This window comes from Stenotrophomonas sp. ZAC14A_NAIMI4_1, assembly GCF_003086915.1.
GTDB lineage: Bacteria > Pseudomonadota > Gammaproteobacteria > Xanthomonadales > Xanthomonadaceae > Stenotrophomonas.
The window spans coordinates 2,197,671-2,213,936 of the sequence record NZ_CP026002.1 but is presented as its reverse complement, the minus strand read 5'-3'; the positions used below and the strand labels follow the sequence as shown (position 1 = coordinate 2,213,936).

16 protein-coding genes are annotated in these 16,266 nt (G+C 64.5%); 5 read left to right on the top strand and 11 right to left on the bottom strand.

What is annotated here, in order from left to right:
• Window positions 1–1,472: 1,472 nt before the first annotated feature.
• The 3 genes from C1926_RS21460 to C1926_RS10055 form a co-directional block, all read right to left on the bottom strand.
• The gene (locus C1926_RS21460; protein WP_159095071.1) at window positions 1,473–2,366 is read right to left on the bottom strand and encodes an HNH endonuclease signature motif containing protein; all 894 of its coding nucleotides are present in this window, start codon (window positions 2,364–2,366) and stop codon (window positions 1,473–1,475) included.
• Window positions 2,363–3,958, bottom strand: coding sequence for an AAA family ATPase (locus C1926_RS10060; RefSeq protein WP_108759076.1), 1,596 nt, complete (start codon window positions 3,956–3,958; stop codon window positions 2,363–2,365). Before C1926_RS10060 ends, C1926_RS21460 begins: the two co-directional genes overlap by 4 nt.
• 210 nt (window positions 3,959–4,168) lie before the next feature.
• Window positions 4,169–4,420: an accessory factor UbiK family protein gene (locus C1926_RS10055; RefSeq protein ID WP_108759075.1), complete on the bottom strand. Its 252-nt coding sequence runs from the start codon at window positions 4,418–4,420 to the stop codon at window positions 4,169–4,171.
• Between the two features lie 133 nt (window positions 4,421–4,553).
• Here C1926_RS10055 and C1926_RS10050 point away from each other — a divergent pair, with 133 nt between their 5' ends.
• Window positions 4,554–4,892, top strand: coding sequence for a P-II family nitrogen regulator (locus tag C1926_RS10050; RefSeq protein ID WP_079223976.1), 339 nt, complete (start codon window positions 4,554–4,556; stop codon window positions 4,890–4,892).
• 113 nt (window positions 4,893–5,005) lie between these two features.
• On the opposite strand, the gene C1926_RS10045 is transcribed toward C1926_RS10050, so the two are convergent.
• Window positions 5,006–5,662 carry an RIO1 family regulatory kinase/ATPase gene (locus tag C1926_RS10045; protein ID WP_079223975.1) on the bottom strand — a complete coding sequence of 219 codons (657 nt, stop codon included), beginning with the start codon at window positions 5,660–5,662 and terminating at the stop codon, window positions 5,006–5,008.
• A gap of 217 nt (window positions 5,663–5,879) precedes the next feature.
• Window positions 5,880–6,815: an alpha/beta hydrolase gene (locus C1926_RS10040; protein WP_108759074.1), complete on the bottom strand. Its 936-nt coding sequence runs from the start codon at window positions 6,813–6,815 to the stop codon at window positions 5,880–5,882.
• Window positions 6,816–7,039: 224 nt separating this feature from the next.
• Here C1926_RS10040 and C1926_RS10035 point away from each other — a divergent pair, with 224 nt between their 5' ends.
• A complete protein-coding gene (locus tag C1926_RS10035; RefSeq protein ID WP_174208738.1) occupies window positions 7,040–7,945 on the top strand; it encodes an aspartyl/asparaginyl beta-hydroxylase domain-containing protein in 906 nt (301 codons plus the stop codon).
• A 125-nt stretch (window positions 7,946–8,070) separates the two neighbouring features.
• On the opposite strand, the gene speE is transcribed toward C1926_RS10035, so the two are convergent.
• Window positions 8,071–8,925 carry a polyamine aminopropyltransferase gene (speE, locus tag C1926_RS10030; protein ID WP_079223969.1) on the bottom strand — a complete coding sequence of 285 codons (855 nt, stop codon included), beginning with the start codon at window positions 8,923–8,925 and terminating at the stop codon, window positions 8,071–8,073.
• Between the two features lie 191 nt (window positions 8,926–9,116).
• Here speE and speA point away from each other — a divergent pair, with 191 nt between their 5' ends.
• Both speA and C1926_RS10020 read left to right on the top strand, forming a co-directional pair.
• Window positions 9,117–11,006, top strand: a complete 1,890-nt coding sequence (gene speA / locus C1926_RS10025) for an arginine decarboxylase (protein ID WP_079223967.1) — start codon at window positions 9,117–9,119, stop codon at window positions 11,004–11,006.
• Between the two features lie 42 nt (window positions 11,007–11,048).
• Window positions 11,049–11,369, top strand: coding sequence for a DUF6122 family protein (locus C1926_RS10020; RefSeq protein ID WP_079223965.1), 321 nt, complete (start codon window positions 11,049–11,051; stop codon window positions 11,367–11,369).
• A 112-nt stretch (window positions 11,370–11,481) separates the two neighbouring features.
• On the opposite strand, the gene C1926_RS10015 is transcribed toward C1926_RS10020, so the two are convergent.
• From C1926_RS10015 to C1926_RS10005, 3 genes are read right to left on the bottom strand one after another with little or no spacing between them, the layout of a single operon-like run.
• Entirely contained in the window at window positions 11,482–12,807 is a 1,326-nt protein-coding gene (locus tag C1926_RS10015; RefSeq protein ID WP_108759073.1) for an ATP-binding protein, read from the bottom strand.
• On the bottom strand, window positions 12,804–13,463 hold the full coding sequence (locus C1926_RS10010; RefSeq protein WP_108759072.1) for a response regulator transcription factor: 660 nt from the start codon (window positions 13,461–13,463) through the stop codon (window positions 12,804–12,806). The genes C1926_RS10015 and C1926_RS10010 overlap by 4 nt, the downstream gene beginning before the upstream one ends.
• A complete protein-coding gene (locus tag C1926_RS10005) occupies window positions 13,463–13,756 on the bottom strand; it encodes a PepSY domain-containing protein (protein ID WP_343125654.1) in 294 nt (97 codons plus the stop codon). Before C1926_RS10005 ends, C1926_RS10010 begins: the two co-directional genes overlap by 1 nt.
• A gap of 148 nt (window positions 13,757–13,904) precedes the next feature.
• On the opposite strand from C1926_RS10005, the gene C1926_RS10000 reads away from it, so the two are divergent.
• Window positions 13,905–14,339 carry a PepSY domain-containing protein gene (locus C1926_RS10000; RefSeq protein WP_108759070.1) on the top strand — a complete coding sequence of 145 codons (435 nt, stop codon included), beginning with the start codon at window positions 13,905–13,907 and terminating at the stop codon, window positions 14,337–14,339.
• A gap of 76 nt (window positions 14,340–14,415) precedes the next feature.
• Here the strand turns inward: C1926_RS10000 and C1926_RS09995 are convergent, their stop codons facing one another.
• Window positions 14,416–14,904, bottom strand: coding sequence for a hypothetical protein (locus C1926_RS09995; RefSeq protein ID WP_079223958.1), 489 nt, complete (start codon window positions 14,902–14,904; stop codon window positions 14,416–14,418).
• Between the two features lie 142 nt (window positions 14,905–15,046).
• Window positions 15,047–16,258 carry an FAD-dependent oxidoreductase gene (locus C1926_RS09990; RefSeq protein ID WP_108759069.1) on the bottom strand — a complete coding sequence of 404 codons (1,212 nt, stop codon included), beginning with the start codon at window positions 16,256–16,258 and terminating at the stop codon, window positions 15,047–15,049.
• Window positions 16,259–16,266: the final 8 nt, after the last annotated feature.

The following is a 16,266-nucleotide window of genomic DNA, read 5'->3' as shown; positions in this document are numbered from 1 at the left end:
CCCAAGGGGTAGTCTGCATGCACACGAGCTGCCTTGTGATCCCCATGCAGAGAACTCGCGACGCTCCCTATCGCAGCCTTGAAGGAACTTTCCGAAAAGAGCCCGGCCCTGAAACAGCACGCCTCAAAGTGCATCCAGCTTCCCAGAGCCTCGGCGAAACGGCGCGTGTGTTTCATACGCATACGCTGGTCCTTCGTAAATTTGTTTAAGAGGGAAAGCGATAGCTTGGCCCAGAATACAGCGTTGAGCCAGCGCCTTGATGGCGAAGCCATTCAGTACATCTAGGTGCTGGAGAATGCTTAGACGCAAGTTCCGGGTATAAAACCACGCTGTAGCGTAGGCATGCTCGCATGGCAAGAAAGTACAGTCACTTGAACTCCCAGGATCGCGCACTGCTCCAGATCGAGATCAGCCACGGCGCAGGCATTCGTTCCGCTGCCCAGCGGCCAAGTCGCAGCTCGTCCATGCTGTCCTGTCAGCTTCGGCGACGGGAAGGATGACGATCACGCTGATACGCTGGCACGTCAGCGGAACTATCAGCGTCGCAGGAGCAGCGTATGCGAGCACGATGCTGTCGAGGGAGGCGCGCGGTTCCAAAGCATTGAAGACGACGTTGCTGTACCTCTGGTCGCCCCAGCAGATTTCTGCCAAGCATGCGCCGCATGCATGCTTACGCCCGGACTCAGCGCGTCAGCCACAAACCAATCTATGCCAGCATCTACGCTCATCCGCGTGGCGGGCTGAAGGAGGAACTAGTGGATGCCCTGGCGCAGAGCATGCCAGCGCTGGACTTCGATGGACGACCGCTGTCAAGCGGACTTTCTGATACGACCACACCTGTTCGCTCGCTGGCGCGGGCCACACGGTGCCAAGCAGCACGATACATGCCGCAACCGAGGTCAACGCGGTCCTCTTCACTCGCTTACCCCCGTGGGCGCAAGCGTTCGTGGATGAACGCCGTCAACGCGATATCGGCCATCACCAGACCCTCCATCACACGGTCGCCCACGTAACGATCGGGCTCGCATTCTAGGGTGTTCGCTCCGGTGCCAGCAGCAGCTCGTGCACGATGCGCTGGCCCGTCAGGGCGCAGTTGGCACCGGCCAAGACGATTTGCCACCTGCACAGCGCTTGACGTTCGGGCCAGGGCTTCGCACGGCCACGAAGCTGCTGGGATCACGCGCGGCGGCGGCCGATGGCGCTTCCTAGATCGCGCGCGGCGGTTAGAAGCCGCCGCCGATTAGGGGGGCGGACGATGCGTGGCTCGAAAATCGGGCCGTTAGGACATTACCAGCGACTACAAGACCCCCATGTACCGCCCGCCATAGCCGGCAGGCGGAGTACCTGCCAGCACCGCGCGCGATGGTGCCGAATGGCAAGTGCAAACAACATCTCGACAAAGAGGGCTTTCGACGCCCGGTCATCCGTTTCGAAGGCACTATCGGAATTGTGGGATCTTAGTGTGTTCAGTATTACCGTGCTCGCTGATGCCGGTCGGTAAAACGTCTATACCCCTCTCTGATGAAATATTCGCTGCCGATAATGGCTTTCGCTAAGGCCGCTTGCCATGAGTTTACACCTCCTGCTTTCACTTCCCCTTTGGCATAAAAGTTCAGGACGCTGATCATCGCGGTTTCACCCACGTTGCCCCTTACGTCGGAAATGAGTTCGGCGTAGACGGTCAGTCTAGTGGCAGCTTGAATGCCATATCTTCTAGCAAGGTCGAGTGCGTTGAAGTGATTCGTTACCCTCTTCGCTCGCTCTTCCGGCCAGTCCGCAGGGGGGGAGGCCGAGTAGATAGCAAGAATCTCATCCGTTTCAACGATTTCTGCCCGAAGCCACTGTTCCGTCATTACGGCGGAATCCTCGAAGTAGGGGTGAGACGAAGCTTTCTCCATAGTGCAGACATCATCAGCTTTGGTGGTATTGCAGTCTCTGCATGATGGTACGAGATTGATGGGGAGAATCGAATAGCAGGAGTACCGTCCCTTTGGCAAAAAGTGATCTATAGTTTCGACGCTTCCTACTCCGCAGTACGGGCAAATATTCCCCTTCGCGGACATTTTTATGGAATCGTAGTGAATTCGGGCGCTCTTCGATGCTGGAACCATTTGCTTCGAGTACAGAGATTTCAGGTCGGCCCTTGTAGCATCTAGGAGCACAAGATTCCCGTCTCCGCCACGAGGGTGAGGTTGCGCTCTGTAGAGCTCCCTGGCGTCCGCCATCTGCAGGTACTCGCGTTCGCCCAATTTCATTAAATCAGCGATCTGTGTGCATCTAACTTTCGTTGGGGCATCATTAATCCCTGAGACACAGGCTAGATGTACCACTTCTTGCGAAACTCCGGGCCTCTCCAACAGGATCAATTTTTACCTCCCGCCTTCGTCGAGTCCCGTGAAGAGACCATCGAAGCGAGGATAGATATCCCTTCCATACCTATCTTTCCATCGAAGTTTTCTAGGATCTGATCCAGGCTGAATCCTCGGTCCACTTCCTCCTGAAGCAATGCGTGAAATCCTGATTTTGAAACCTCCAGGCCAAACACCTCCGATGTCAGAACGCCGACGTTCTCCGCGAAGGTTTCTCTGGCTGGCCGATCTTTACGCCACTCTAAACCGGATCGCGCAATCTTCCAGACACAGCTTCGAGGGACTTCTTGAACCATTACGGGTGAATGGGTGGCGACAATTGCCACTCCATTTCTATCGTGAAGAATTTCGGAAAGTGCGCGTGTGAAAGCCGACAGTAGTGGCGGGTGCAAATGACTCTCTGGCTCATCCATCAAGAGCAGGGTTTTCTCTTCGACGAGATGGACCAAGGCGGTAGTCGTCAGCAGGACGATCTTGTGGCCTGAGCTCATTTTTTTGAAACGCCTTCTCGCAATGGAAACTGCCTCTTCTTCGCCATACTTGTCGAAAGCAGTGGCGATCTGACTGAGTCGCATTGCCGCAAAATTATCGTCGGACTCAAGGCGATTGATGGCTTTCAACCATCGCTTCCTTCTTATGGTCTGAGACATGCAGGCGAGAAGTGCGCTCTCAAAATCTTCGAAAAGGTCGTGCTCTGATTTGAGTCCACTGGCGCGCCCCTCCTCTTCATGTTCCTTCGGCACTCCGAGTCCATCAGCTTGACGGGATTTCATCCCAAGGTAAGCATATTTTGGCCCGGATGTTGCTTCTAGGCTGTCGGGTGGGGGGATGAATGGATCGAATACGCTGAATGAGATTGAGATCAAGCCATTAAGTGGTTCGGTGGTGGCTCCGAAACTCCCTGGTTCACGCGTGCGAGATCGGAACTCGCCACTGCTCTTCTTGGCATGGTCGGGGTGTATCGCTGCAACCATTCCATTCAGGATTGTGGTTTTTCCTATGCCGTTGCGTCCAATTAGAATGTGAATATTGGTAGGGGGTTTCGAGTCCGCTTCGACGTTGAACGATAGCTCAACGGGAGATCTTTCGTCATCTCCCGGATCTTTGTAGTCAAAGCGGTAGCTCGTCAATACGGCTCCGCCTTCAATGACTCTTCGATATTGAGTCCTTATGATCTGCTCACTGACTCCCCGTAGTAGGGATGTGGCATAGACATCCTCGCTCTGCGCCACCGCCAGTGCGGTGTCACTGTAAGCGACATCGCGAAGGCCCGTCATTACAAATTCTTTCTCGTCTTCTCTGAGTTCAGAGATTTTGCTGTAGAAATCTACGTCCAGCCCAATGGAAAACCACTCTTTTGAAAGCTTAGAGAAAGTTGCTTCCATTGCATCAAGCGTCCAGCCATGGGCTTGACCCCGGTAGCCGATTTTGACATCACCAAGAGCTAGGTGCTCGCCGTTCTCTCTAATTAAGTGGACTGCGAACTGGGTTTTGTAGGAGTAGTCATCCCAATTGTTGGGAATGAGTTGGACAGTGCCCCGAGAGTTCGAGGTCGCATACTGGCCGTACTTCTTTGTTAGAAATTTCATGCTCTATAAATCCAGTTATATTTCGGCATTCCATTGGTATGTCACGGCGGAGGACTGGCGTATCTTTCGTTTGCTGCGCGCAACAAGAATCATTTGGGCTGCTAGATCGGCATCCACGCGAGTGTGCAGCGTCGAATTTGCCTCCCTGCGAGGCGAGATCCAGGAGTTAAGCTTTAGATGGAAGGAGCCTTGCCGATTGTTCGCCTTCTTCTATCGCGTGGCGCCGTGCCTTTCCAACTCACGCACGGTGGCTTCCAGCGCATCCAGCTTCTCGCGAGTCTTCAGCAGCACGGCGCGCTGCACTTCGAATTCCTCGCGCGTCACCAGGTCGAGCTTGGCCAGGCCGGCCTGCAGCGCGGTCTTGAAGGTGGCCTGCAGTTCCTCGCGCGATTCGCGCAGGCCCGGCGGGACCAGGTCGCTCAGGCGGCGGGCAAGGTCATCGAGGTGGTTCAGGTCGATCATGGGGGACTCCGTGGCCTGGCAGGCCGTTCGCGCATAAGGATACTGCCGGCCCGTGCGGCCGCACAGGCGGCGGCGGTTTCGCGCCGGGTGCGTTCAGGCGCTATCCTCCACGCCGGAATACAGGAGATCGACGATGAAGATGGTCATGGCGGTGATCAAGCCGTTCAAGCTCGACGACGTGCGCGAAGCGCTGGCCGAGCGTGGGGTTACCGGTATCACGGTGACCGAGGTGAAGGGCTTCGGCCGGCAGAAGGGCCATACCGAGCTGTACCGTGGCGCCGAGTACGTGGTCGACTTCCTGCCGAAGGTGAAGCTGGAAGTGGCGGTGACCGATGACCAGGTGGAGCTGGTGGTCGAGGCGATCGTGAAGGCGGCGGGCACCGGCAAGATCGGCGATGGCAAGGTGTTCGTGTACGACCTGGGCAGCGTGGTGCGTATTCGTACCGGCGAGCTGGACGCGGACGCGCTGTAAGCGCGCCGCGTGGCGTCTGGACGCGGCTGGGTAGAGTCGACTGTCAGTCGACAATCGCGCGCAGCGCGGGCATTTCGGGTGCGGATGGAAGGGCAGTCGACCAACGGTCGACTCTACCGCTTCGCCCACTTGTAGAACCGCTTCCAGCCCTGGCGCACGGCGGCGACCCAGCCCGGGTCGGCCACCAGCGCGGCCTGCGCGGCGCTCGGCGCCTGGCCGGTCACGCGCTGGCGGATCTTCAGCAGGTTCTTCATGTCACTGCGGCGCATCTGCCGGCTGAGCGGATTGCGGCGCAGCCAGCGCGGGGCGCGCCAGGCCGAGGTGAAATCCAGCAGTACCGGCACGCCGCCGCTCACCACCACGTTGGTGCCGTGCAGATCGTTGTGGGTGATGCCGGCCGCGTGCAGGCGGCTGAGCGCGTGCTGCAGCTGGTCGAACACTTCATTGCCCACCGCCTGCGCGGTGCTGAGCGTCTGGCCCGGAATGAATTCCATGCCCAGGGCGAGGCCGCCGAGGGTGCCAAGCAGGGCCGGGGCATGCTTCCAGCCACCCAGGCGCTGCAGGATGCGCGCTTCGCGGCGCACCATCAGGCGGGCGATCAGCGAAACCGGGGTGCCGCGGTAGCGCGAGTAGTCCTTCACCACCGCCGGACGGCCGTCCAGGCAGGTGCGGTAGACATCGGGGGCGAGGAAGCGATCACCGCGCTTGAGCAGCAGCGGGGCCACGGCATCATCGCCGCAGGACGGGGAGGGGGAAACAGAGGAAGTCATGGCGGGGTCTCGGACGACGACCCGGTGGGTGGCGCTGCAGCGTCAAGCGAACCGGTACGACTGGAGGGGAGGTAGCTAAACTTTCGTTAAGTGAATTTTAGTACCGCCGAGTTCGCTAATCCACGTTTTGTCGGAGAAATGTCGGGGCCGTGGCTGGAACAGTTCGTCGCGCCTGATCGGACAATTTCGTCTCACTTGTCCAATTATTCGTGATGAATCAATGGTTTGACTGAATAATGCGCTGCACGAATGGCAGCAGTGCGTCGCGCAGCTGGTCCAGGCCGGGCTGCTCGATGGGGAAGTGGCCGCATTCGTCCAGCAGTACCCGCTGCTTGGGCGCGGCCAGGCGCTGGAAGAAGCGATCGCTGATCGCCACCGGGGTCCAATCGTCGCAGGCCGGGTGCACCATCAGCACCGGGCAGCGCTGGAACTGCTCGGGTTCCAGCGCCGGGGCGGTGTCGAACAGGGACGCCAGCAGACCCAGCGGCACGCGGTTGCCGCCGCCCAGCGGGTCGGCGCAGACCAGCGCGGTCAGGGCCGGGTCGCGCGACATGCGCTGCATGTGGGTGAACCAGCGCACCGGCACGCGCTGGCCGCGGGTGAGGCGGCTGGTAGGGCGCAGCGTGGGCAGCAGGGCGCGCATCCACGGCTGGCGCACCAGGGCGGCCTGCACGTCGGGGTCGCGCGGGTCAGCCAGGGTGGTGGCCACCAGACCCTGCACCCACGGCGATTCGGCCGCCACCAGATAGGCCAGGTAGCCGCCGATGCTGGCACCCAGCAGCACGATCGCGCGCGGCCGGCGCTGGTACTCGGTCTCGATCAAGGCCAGCAGGGCCTGCTTCCACGTGCCGTAATCGACGGCTTGCCAGGCCGCTGGGCTCAAGCCATAGCCGGGCAGGTCCGGCGCCACCACTTCATGCCCGGCCGCGGCCAGGCCGGCGGCCAGTGGGGCGAACATGCGGCCATATCCGCCGGCGCCATGCACCAGCACCACGGTCGCGGCGGCATCGGCCGGGCCGTGGCGGTCCAGGCGCAGGGTTCCCCCAGCCCAATGGAAGGCCTCGCTGCGTGGCGTGGCCGCTGGCTGGCCCGGGAAGAAGTCCGCATAGCGGGCGCTGAGGGCGGGGTAGGGGGCGTGGTGGAAGGCGGGCATCCGTACCAGTGTAGGTCGGTTGTTCAGCTACGTGATGCTGAACAGGGTGCTTGGGTAACTTGACCCGGGGGCATTGGCTGCCGACCATAAGCTGTTAACCCGCGACATCGGCGGCCGCCCCCACCCGGCACGTCACCGTCCCCTGCCGCGTCCCCACCTGGTGCAGGCCGCGCGGCCGCATCGTTCGTTTCCCTGTCCGGCGCCCGCTGGAGGAAAGTGCTTTGATCATCAAGATTGTCCTGGCAGCGCTGTTCGTGGCCTGCGTGCTGTACATCCATTACCGCGGCAAGGTCCGCGCGCGCTGGTCGCGCCAGTTGCTGGACCACTCCAGCTTCATGGCCCCGATCAACGTGATCATGTACCTGTTCTCGAAGGTGCCCACCACGCCGTTCCTGGACCCGGGCAAGGAGCTCCCCCAGCTGGAGCCGCTGCGGCAGAACTGGCAGGTGATCCGCGACGAAGCGCTGGCCCTGCGTGACGCGCAGAAGATCGCCGCCTCCAGCAGCTACAACGATGCCGGCTTCAATTCGTTCTTCCGCCGTGGCTGGAAGCGCTTCTACCTGAAGTGGTACGGCCCGTCGCATCCGTCGGCCAAGGCCATGTGCCCGAAGACCGTGGCGCTGATCGAATCGATTCCCGATGTGCGCGCGGCGATGTTCGCGCAGTTGCCGCCGGGCAGTGAGCTGCGCCCGCACCGTGATCCGTTCGCCGGTTCGCTGCGCCTGCACCTGGGCCTGAGCACGCCCAACGACGATGGCTGCTACATCGTGGTGGACGGGGTGAAGAAGAGCTGGCGCGACGGCGAGTGGATGATGTTCGATGAAACCTACATCCACCACGCGCACAACGAGACCGACCAGGATCGCGTGATCCTGTTCTGCGATATCGCCCGTCCGCTGCGCTTCGGCCTGCCGGGCCTGTTCAACCGCGCGGTGGCGTCCACGCTGCTGGCCGGCGGTGCCTCGCCGAACCTGCCGGGTGACCCGACCGGTGGCGTCAACAAGGCCTTCGGTGGCGTGTACAAGGTGCGCCTGAAGGCCAAGGCCCTGCGCGAGCGCAGCGTGGTGGCCTACCAGGTCATCAAGTGGGGCCTGGTGGTGGCGGTGATTGCCGGTATCTGGGCGATCTGACCGAACGGTCGTTCATGGGGTTGCCGGCCAGCGGCCGGCACTACCGCAAAGCAAAAAACCCGCGCTGTCGCCAGCGCGGGTTTTTCATTGGGCGGGTGCCGACCGTTGGTCGACACACCTTGCCATCAGCCCTTGAGGGCTGATGCCACGAACGGCGGGGTCACCAGCACGCCGGTGTGCAGCGCGGCGGTGTAGTACAGGGTGTTGAAGGTCTTGGCAGCCGAGTCGGCCTGGCGGAAGTCGAAGCCGCTCTCGCCCTTGCGCGCCATGGTCACGCTCCACCAGCCGGTGGGGTAGCACGGCTGCGGGAACGGCAGGGTCTTGAACGAGCCGAAGCCGGCCTTGCCCATCTCGGTGCGCATCTCGTTGATCAGCTCCAGCTGCATCAGCGGCGATTCGGACTGCTGCACCAGGATGCCGTCGTCCTTCAGGGCCTTGAAGCAGCTCTCATAGAAGGCCTTGTTGAACAGGCCTTCGCCGGGGCCGACCGGGTCGGTCGAATCGACGATCACCACGTCCACGCTGCCGGCCGGGCAGTTGGCCATGTAGGCCACGCCGTCGTCGAACAGCAGCTCGGCGCGGGCGTCATCGTTGGAATCGCACAGCTCCGGGAAGTGCTTGCGCGCCATCACGGTGACCTGCTCGTCGATATCGCACTGGGTCACGCTCTCCACGCCCTTGTGCTTGAGCACTTCGCGCAGGGTGCCGCAGTCGCCACCACCGATGATGACCACGCGCTTGGGCGCGGCGTGGGTGAACAGCACCGGGTGGCTGATCATCTCGTGGTAGAAAAAGTTGTCCTTGCTGGTCAGCATGATGGCCCCGTCGATGGTCATCAGGTTGCCCCAGTCGGTGGTCTGGAAGATCTCGATCTTCTGGAACGGCGACTGCACCTCGTCCAGCTTGCCGGTGATGCGGAAGCCGATGGCCGAGCCAGTGCGTTCGAAGTGTTCGATGTACCAGTTGCTGCTGTCAGTCATTGGATTACGGTCCTGTTCGGAGGGTTGAAGCCGGGCTGGCGGGCGGGGCCGCGTGGCACAGATGCCACATCCGGACGGATCGGCCCGTTCAGGTTCAGACCTGCCACGGGCGCGGGCGCGCATGATAACGAACCTGTGGGCATATAGGCGTTATCATGCCCCCCCTTTTATTGCCAACAAGGCCGACTGCAATGACCGATTGGTCCCTCGACCAAGCCCGCAAGACCTACTCGATCCCGCATTGGGCGGATGGTTATTTCGATGTGGATCAGGCCGGGCACATGGTAGTGAGACCGACCGGGGCAGATGGCCCGGTGGTGTCGCTGCCCAAGGTGGTGGACGCTGCACGTGCCGGCGGCGCCAAGCTGCCGCTGCTGGTGCGCTTCCCGGACATCCTCGGCCAGCGCCTGGGCAAGCTGCAGGCGGCGTTCGCGCAGGCCCAGCAGGACTGGGAGTACCCGGGCGGCTACACCGCCGTGTACCCGATCAAGGTGAACCAGCACCGCGGCGTGGCCGGCACCCTGGCCAGCCACCACGGTGAAGGCTTCGGCCTGGAAGCAGGCAGCAAGCCCGAGCTGATGGCCGTGCTGGCACTGTCGCGCCCGGGTGGCCTGATCGTCTGCAACGGCTACAAGGACCGCGAGTACATCCGCCTGGCCCTGATCGGCCGCAAGCTGGGCCTGCAGACCTTCATCGTCATCGAGAAGCCGTCCGAGCTGAAGCTGGTGCTGGAGGAATCCAAGGCACTGGACGTGAAGCCGGGCCTGGGCGTGCGCATGCGCCTGGCCTCGCTGGGCGCCGGCAAGTGGCAGAACAGCGGTGGCGACAAGGCCAAGTTCGGCCTGTCCCCGCGCCAGCTGCTGGACCTGTGGAAGTCGCTGCGCGATACCGAATACGCCGACTGCCTGAACCTGCTGCACTTCCACATGGGGTCGCAGATCTCCAACGTGCGCGACATCGCCAACGGCATGCGCGAAGCCACCCGCTATTTCGTCGAGCTGTCACAGCTGGGCGCGAAGATCACCCACGTGGACGTGGGCGGCGGCCTGGGCGTGGATTATGAAGGCACCCGTTCGCGCAGCTTCTGCTCGATCAACTACGGGCTCAATTCGTACGCCAGCAACATCGTGCAGCCGCTGGCCAACGCCTGCGAAGAGCACGGCCTGACCCCGCCGCGCATCGTCACCGAGTGTGGCCGCGCGATGACCGCGCACCACGCGGTGCTGATCGCCAACGTGTCTGAGGTGGAGCAGGCGCAGGAAGGCCGCGTGCCGGACCAGCACGACGACGAGCCGGCCTCGATCCGCCACCTGCGTGAGATTCACGAGGAACTGGACACGCGCCCGGCGGTGGAACTGTTCCAGGAAGCGCAGCACTTCCACGCCGAAGGCCTGGCCAGCTACGCGCTGGGCCAGATCGACCTGCCGCAGCGTGCGCGCATCGACGATCTGTTCTACGCCATCGCCCACGGCGTGCGTGCGCGCCTGAGCTACGACGAAAAGAGCCACCGCCCGGCACTGGATGAACTGAACGAGCGCCTGGTCGACAAGTACTTCGTCAACTTCAGCGTGTTCGAATCGATTCCCGATGCGTGGGCGATCGACCAGGTGTTCCCGATCGTGCCGATCGAACGCCTGAACGAGACCCCGGACCGCCGCGGCATCATTGCCGACATGACCTGCGATTCGGACGGCATGGTCAAGACCTATGTCGAGAACGAGAGCCTGGACACCTCGCTGCCGCTGCACGCGATGAAGCACGGCGAAAGCTACCGCATCGGTTTCTTCATGGTGGGCGCGTACCAGGAAATCCTGGGCGACATCCACAACCTGTTCGGCGATACCGACGCGGTGGAAGTGGTGGCCGATGCCGATGGCTACGCCATTACCCAGCAGCGCCGCGGTGACACCACCGATGTGATGCTGGACTACGTGGGCTACAAGCTGGACGACCTGCGTGCGGCCTACGCCCAGCGCGTGGCGGCGGCCGAGCTGTCGCCGGAACGTGCGCAGGAGCTGTCGCAGGCGCTGGAAGCCGGCCTGACCGGTTACACCTACCTGTCCGACGAACCGCTGGCGTGATGTCTGCAGTGCGCCGGGGATGACCCGGCGCGACCGATGCCGATGAGCGCGCGCGCGATTTTCCATCTGTTCCTGCATGCCGCCGTGCCAGCCCTGCTGGCATGGCTGTTCTGGCGCAAGCGTTTCGCGTCCGCCTGGCTGCTGTTGCTGCTGGGCTGGATCATCGACCTGGACCACCTGCTGGCCGACCCGATCTACGCGCCCAACCGCTGCAGCATCGGCTTCCACCCGCTGCACACCGCACCGGCCATCGCCGTGTATGCGGGCCTGTGCGTGCCGAAGAAGACGCGGCTGGTGGGCATCGGGTTGATGATCCACATCGCGCTGGATGCCATCGACTGCTGGTGGATGCACCACCGCTGAGCGCTGTAGCGCCGAGCCGATGCTCGGCTGCCGTTCGCGGTCCACTGTAGAGCCGAGCCCATGCTCGGCTGCAGCGGCGCCAGCCGAGCATGGGCTCGGCTCTACAGCAGCGTTACGGCGCCGCCAGCGGCAGCTCCAGCCGCGCGCGTAATCCGGGGTTCTCGTTGGACAGGCGCAGCGAGCCACCGTGGCTGGCCGCGATCTCTGCGGCGATCGCCAGGCCCAGGCCGCTGCCTTCCACCCGCTCGTCGAGGCGCACGCCGCGCTGCAGGACGCTCTCCAGCTTGGCCTTGTCCAGGCCCGGGCCGTCGTCGCGCACTTCGATGTGCAGCCGGTCGTTCTGCGCCAGCGCACGCAGGCGCACTTCGCTCTGGGCCCACTTGCCGGCGTTGTCCAGCAGGTTGCCCAGCATTTCCTCCAGATCGGTGACGGCGCCGGCAAAGGCGATACCGCGCGGCACATCCATCTGGAAGCGGATGCGGCGGCCGCCATGCACGCGGGTCATCAAGCGGCACAGGGCTTCGGCGGTCGGGGCCACCTCGCTGCTTTGCCGATGGTCGACGGCCAGGCCTGCGGCCAGGTAGCGGTCGATGCTGGCACGCATGCGCGCGCCCTGTTCGTGCAGGGTGCGGCGCCAGTCGCGGCCTTCGCCCTGGGCTTCGGCGGCCAGCACGCTCAGTGGGGTCTTCAGGGCATGGGCCAGGTCTTCGGCGCTGCTGCGTGCACGCGCCACCATGCGCTGGTGGTGGTCGAGCAGGGCATCGAGCTCATCGGCCAGCGGTGCGATCTCGCGGTCCAGCTGGCGGCGGTCGATGCGCTCTGCCTCGCCACGGCGGATGCGTTCGATCTGCTGGCCCAGCCCACGCAGCGGGCGCAGGCCGAAATGGACCTGGCTGGCCAGCACCGCCAGCCACGCCGCCACCAGGATGCCCAGCGCCAGCGCACTGCGGTTGCGGAAGGCGGCGACATCGGCGTCCAGCGCCTGCCGGTCATGCGCCACCAGGGCGACGTACGCCTGCGTGGCACGCGGCAGGCGCACCTGCTGCACGCGCGCGCGCAGCGACTGCTGCATCGGCCCGGACAGGTCACGCTCGGCCGGGCCCGCTGGGATGGCGGGCAGGGTCTGGTCCCACAGCGATCGCGACTGCAGCAGCACCTTGCCGTGGCTGTCGGCGATCTGCCAGTACGCACCGGAAAACACCCGCTGGAAGCGCGCGTCGTTCGGCTCCTGGCGCAAGCGCAGTTGCCCGTCCGGATCGATCTCGGCCTGCGCCAGCAGGGTCAGCATGTCCTGCTGCAGCTCGCCATCCAGGCGGTCGCGCGCGCTGCGCTTGAACAGCTCGCCCAGCAGGACGCCGGCCAGCACCGAAACCAGCACCAGGCCGATGCCGGCCACCAGCAGCAGCCGCCGGCGCAGCGAAGGTTGCCGCGCGCTCATGCTTCGGCCAGCCGCCAACCCTGGCCACGCACGGTATGGATGAGGTCCACACCCAGCTTGCGGCGCACGCGCCCCAGCAGCACGTCCAGCGCGTTGGAATCGGGGTCGTAGCCGCTTTCGAAGATCTGCTCGCCCAGACGGTCGCGGCTGATCACGCTGCCGGCGTGGTGGATGAAATAGCTCAACACTCGGAACTCCTGCGGACTCAGCGCCAATGCCTGCCCGTCCATTTCAAAGCGGCCGGCATTGACGTCCAGCTGCAGCGGGCCGCACTGCAGGCGGGGGCTGGCGTGGCCATGGCTGCGGCGGATCAGGGCGCGCAGGCGCAGCACCAGTTCATCGGCCTGGAACGGCTTGGTGAGGTAGTCGTCGGCGCCGGCATCGAAACCGGCCAGCTTGTCGTGCCAGCGCCCGCGTGCAGTCAGCACCAGCACCGGGAAACTGCGGCCGTTGCCGCGCCAGCGTTCAATCACGCTCAGGCCGTCCAGCCCGGGCAGGCCGAGGTCGACGATGGCGGCCTGCAGGTCCTCGATCTGGCCGATCTCTTCGGCCTGGCGGCCATCGGCCACGGCCTGCACCACGTAACCGGCCTGTTCCAGCAGCGGCTGCAGGCGTTGGGCCAGCGCCGCATCGTCTTCGGCCAGCAGGATGCGCATCAGTCGTCCAGTTCCGTCTTCAGCAGCCTGCCGTTACGCGCATCATAGTCCAGCTCCACCACCACGCCGTCGGCGCGCAGGATTTCCACCTCGTACACGCCATCGTCCAGTTCCACTTCCAGCAGCTGGCCGGGGTGGCGCCGGAGCGCATCGCGCACCACGCCTTCCAGCGCGACGTAGCGGCCCTGCTGCACGGCCCGGCGCGCGACATCCTGCGCCGGGTCCTTGGCAGGCTGGGCGGCGGTCGTGGGGCTGGCCAGGGCCAGCAGCAGCGGCAGGGCGAAAGGAAGCAGCACGGTCGGTTGCGACAATACAGGGAGGAGGGCGCGAGTGTGCCGGTGTGTCCTAACCATTGGCTAACAGCGTTGGCTAAGGCGCTGTTAGCCAGGCGGGGCATCGTGGCGGTGCCGGGATGGTCCGGCACCGAACAGGAGAACCCCCATGTTGAAGTCGCTCACCCTCGCCACCGTCGTCGCCCTGGCCTTCGCCCCGGCCGTGCAGGCGGCACCGCTGGGCATGGCCCAGGTCGAACAGACCCTGCGCAAGGCCGGCTACACGCAGATCCATGAGATCGAGCGCGATGATGGCCTGTGGGAGGCGGATGTCAGCCGTGCCGATGGCCGCTTCAGCGAGGTCTATGTCGACCCGAAGACCGGCGAGATTTTTGACGAGCACGATGGCCGCGCGCTGCTGGGCACCGAGCAGGTGCTGGCCAAGGCACAGGCCCATGGCCTGCGTGAGATCCATTCACTGGAACGCGATGGCGCGACCTGGTCGCTGGAAGCGCGCAACGCCCGCAACCAGCGCGTAGAGGTGCGCCTGAGCGGGCACGACGGACGGATCCTGCACAGCGAGCGTGATGGCTGGCTGGATTGACCTGCGGGTAGTGCCGGCCGCTGGCCGGCAACGCATGATCGGTCCAAACCTGCGAGTCGCCGGCCAGCGGCCGGCGCTACCAGCCGTACGGCGGCGGGTAATCCCAGTAGCCCGGGCCACCGCGGCCATAGAAGCCACCGCCATATGGGCCGAAGCCCGGGCCGTTGCCTTCGCTGACATGGATGTTGAGGTTGACCCCGCGGGTCTTGCCCTCATCGGTGGTGTAGTTCTTGCTGAGGTTCAGCGTGGCAGCGTTGTAGTGCGAGTTGCCGTAGCCCTTGGAGTAGCCGATGCCGGTGGTGAAGCTGCCGGACACCTTCAGCTTGTCGTCGGTTACGTCGGCGATCCTGGCATCGTCGTGCACGCGCGGGCCGCTCTTGTCACCGTAATAGGTGCCGGGCGGGTCCTGCTGCACGGTCGGGTCGTTGAGGTAGCGCATCGGTGCCTGCGGCACGGACAGGTCCAGACCGTTCGACTGCGGGGCCGTGGCGCCCGCGGCGGACTGGGCAAGGACGGTCCCGGGCAGGCTGGCCAGGCACAGCAGCAGGGTCAGGGGACGGATCATCACGATGCTCCAACGGGCAGGGACCGCGCCACGCGCGGCGGTACAGGCCGACGCTAACAGGCGCAGCTTGAATGATGCCTGTCGCCGGCCCGTAGAGTCGAGCTTGCTCGACTGCCCGTAATCCAGTCGAGCAAGCTCGACTCTACGGCAAGCGGTCGAACCCGAAAAGATCCTGCAGCGGGTGCCGGCGCCGCTCGATCCGCGCCCGCAGCAGCCCCGCGCCGATCATCGAATAGGTGATGCCGTTGCCGCCGTAGGCCATGGCCAGGTGAACGCGCGGCCCCCACTGCGGGTGCGGGCCGAAGAATGGCAGGCCGTCGGCGGTCTCGGCGAAGGTGCCGGCCCAGGAAAACGCCGGGGTCGGCTCCAGCTGCGGGAACCAGTGCTGCAGCTGCTTCATCAGCTGCTTCGCCTTGCCCTGCACCCGCCGGTCGCGGCGCGCCGGGATGTCGATGGCATCGTCCAGCCCGCCCACCAGCAGCCGGCCCTCGCCGGTGGCACGCAGGTACAGGTAGGGGCGCGCACTTTCCCACACCATCGTGCGCTGCAGCGGGCCCAGCACCCCGGCATCGATGGGGTCGGTGATGAAGGCGTAGCTGCTGCGGTTGCGTGCCACCCGCTGGTCGATCCAGCGCTGGTTGGCGTAGCCCATCGCGAGCACGACGTGCCGCGCGCGGATCGTCGCCCCGGCCTCGGTGCGGGCGGTGACGCCGCGCGCGGTGGCGTCCAGGCGGTGCAGCACCGTGCGGTCATGCACATGGCCGCCGCGGCGGCGCACGCGCTTGAGCAGGCCATAGGTGAGGCAATACGGATCGACCCGCGCGGCCTGGCGGGTCAGCAGCGCACCGCCGGCGTCCACGCCAAAGCGCTGCTGCAGGTCGTCCGGTTCCAGCCAGCGCGCATCCAGCCCGGCCTGCCGGCGTGCGGCGCCCTCGGCCATCAGCACCGGCACGTCGCGGTGGCGGCTGGCCAGGTACAGGCTGTCCATGCGCTGGAAATCGACGTTCTTCAGCCCGCGCGCCACCTCGCCCAGTGCCGGGATGGCATCGGCGCAGGCGCGGTAGGCCAGTTCGGCGGCGTCGGCACCGTACTGGCCGGCCAGGTCCAGCAGGTGGGTGTCGATCTCGTACTGCAGCAGCGCGGTGCTGGCGGCGGTGCTGCCCCAGCCGATGTCGCGCTGCTCGATCAGCGCCACCTCGTGGCCGTGGCCGGACAATTCATCCGCGATCAGCGCGCCGGTGACACCGCCGCCCACCACCAGCACATCGCAGCGCAGGTCCTGCTGCAGCGGCGGGAAGGCCTGGATCAGCCCGTTGCTTACGGCCCACCACGGGTAACCGCTCTTCAGGTCCATGGGGCGGG

Coding starts and splice junctions, on each gene's coding strand:
- C1926_RS10060 (WP_108759076.1), bottom strand. CDS start 3,958: ATGAAATTTCTAACAAAGAAGTACGGCCAGTATGCGACCTCGAACTCT.
- C1926_RS10055 (WP_108759075.1), bottom strand. CDS start 4,420: ATGATCGACCTGAACCACCTCGATGACCTTGCCCGCCGCCTGAGCGAC.
- C1926_RS10050 (WP_079223976.1), top strand. CDS start 4,554: ATGAAGATGGTCATGGCGGTGATCAAGCCGTTCAAGCTCGACGACGTG.
- C1926_RS10045 (WP_079223975.1), bottom strand. CDS start 5,662: ATGACTTCCTCTGTTTCCCCCTCCCCGTCCTGCGGCGATGATGCCGTG.
- C1926_RS10040 (WP_108759074.1), bottom strand. CDS start 6,815: ATGCCCGCCTTCCACCACGCCCCCTACCCCGCCCTCAGCGCCCGCTAT.
- speE (WP_079223969.1), bottom strand. CDS start 8,925: ATGACTGACAGCAGCAACTGGTACATCGAACACTTCGAACGCACTGGC.
- speA (WP_079223967.1), top strand. CDS start 9,117: ATGACCGATTGGTCCCTCGACCAAGCCCGCAAGACCTACTCGATCCCG.
- C1926_RS10020 (WP_079223965.1), top strand. CDS start 11,049: ATGAGCGCGCGCGCGATTTTCCATCTGTTCCTGCATGCCGCCGTGCCA.
- C1926_RS10015 (WP_108759073.1), bottom strand. CDS start 12,807: ATGAGCGCGCGGCAACCTTCGCTGCGCCGGCGGCTGCTGCTGGTGGCC.
- C1926_RS10010 (WP_108759072.1), bottom strand. CDS start 13,463: ATGCGCATCCTGCTGGCCGAAGACGATGCGGCGCTGGCCCAACGCCTG.
- C1926_RS10000 (WP_108759070.1), top strand. CDS start 13,905: ATGTTGAAGTCGCTCACCCTCGCCACCGTCGTCGCCCTGGCCTTCGCC.
- C1926_RS09995 (WP_079223958.1), bottom strand. CDS start 14,904: ATGATCCGTCCCCTGACCCTGCTGCTGTGCCTGGCCAGCCTGCCCGGG.
- C1926_RS09990 (WP_108759069.1), bottom strand. CDS start 16,258: ATGGACCTGAAGAGCGGTTACCCGTGGTGGGCCGTAAGCAACGGGCTG.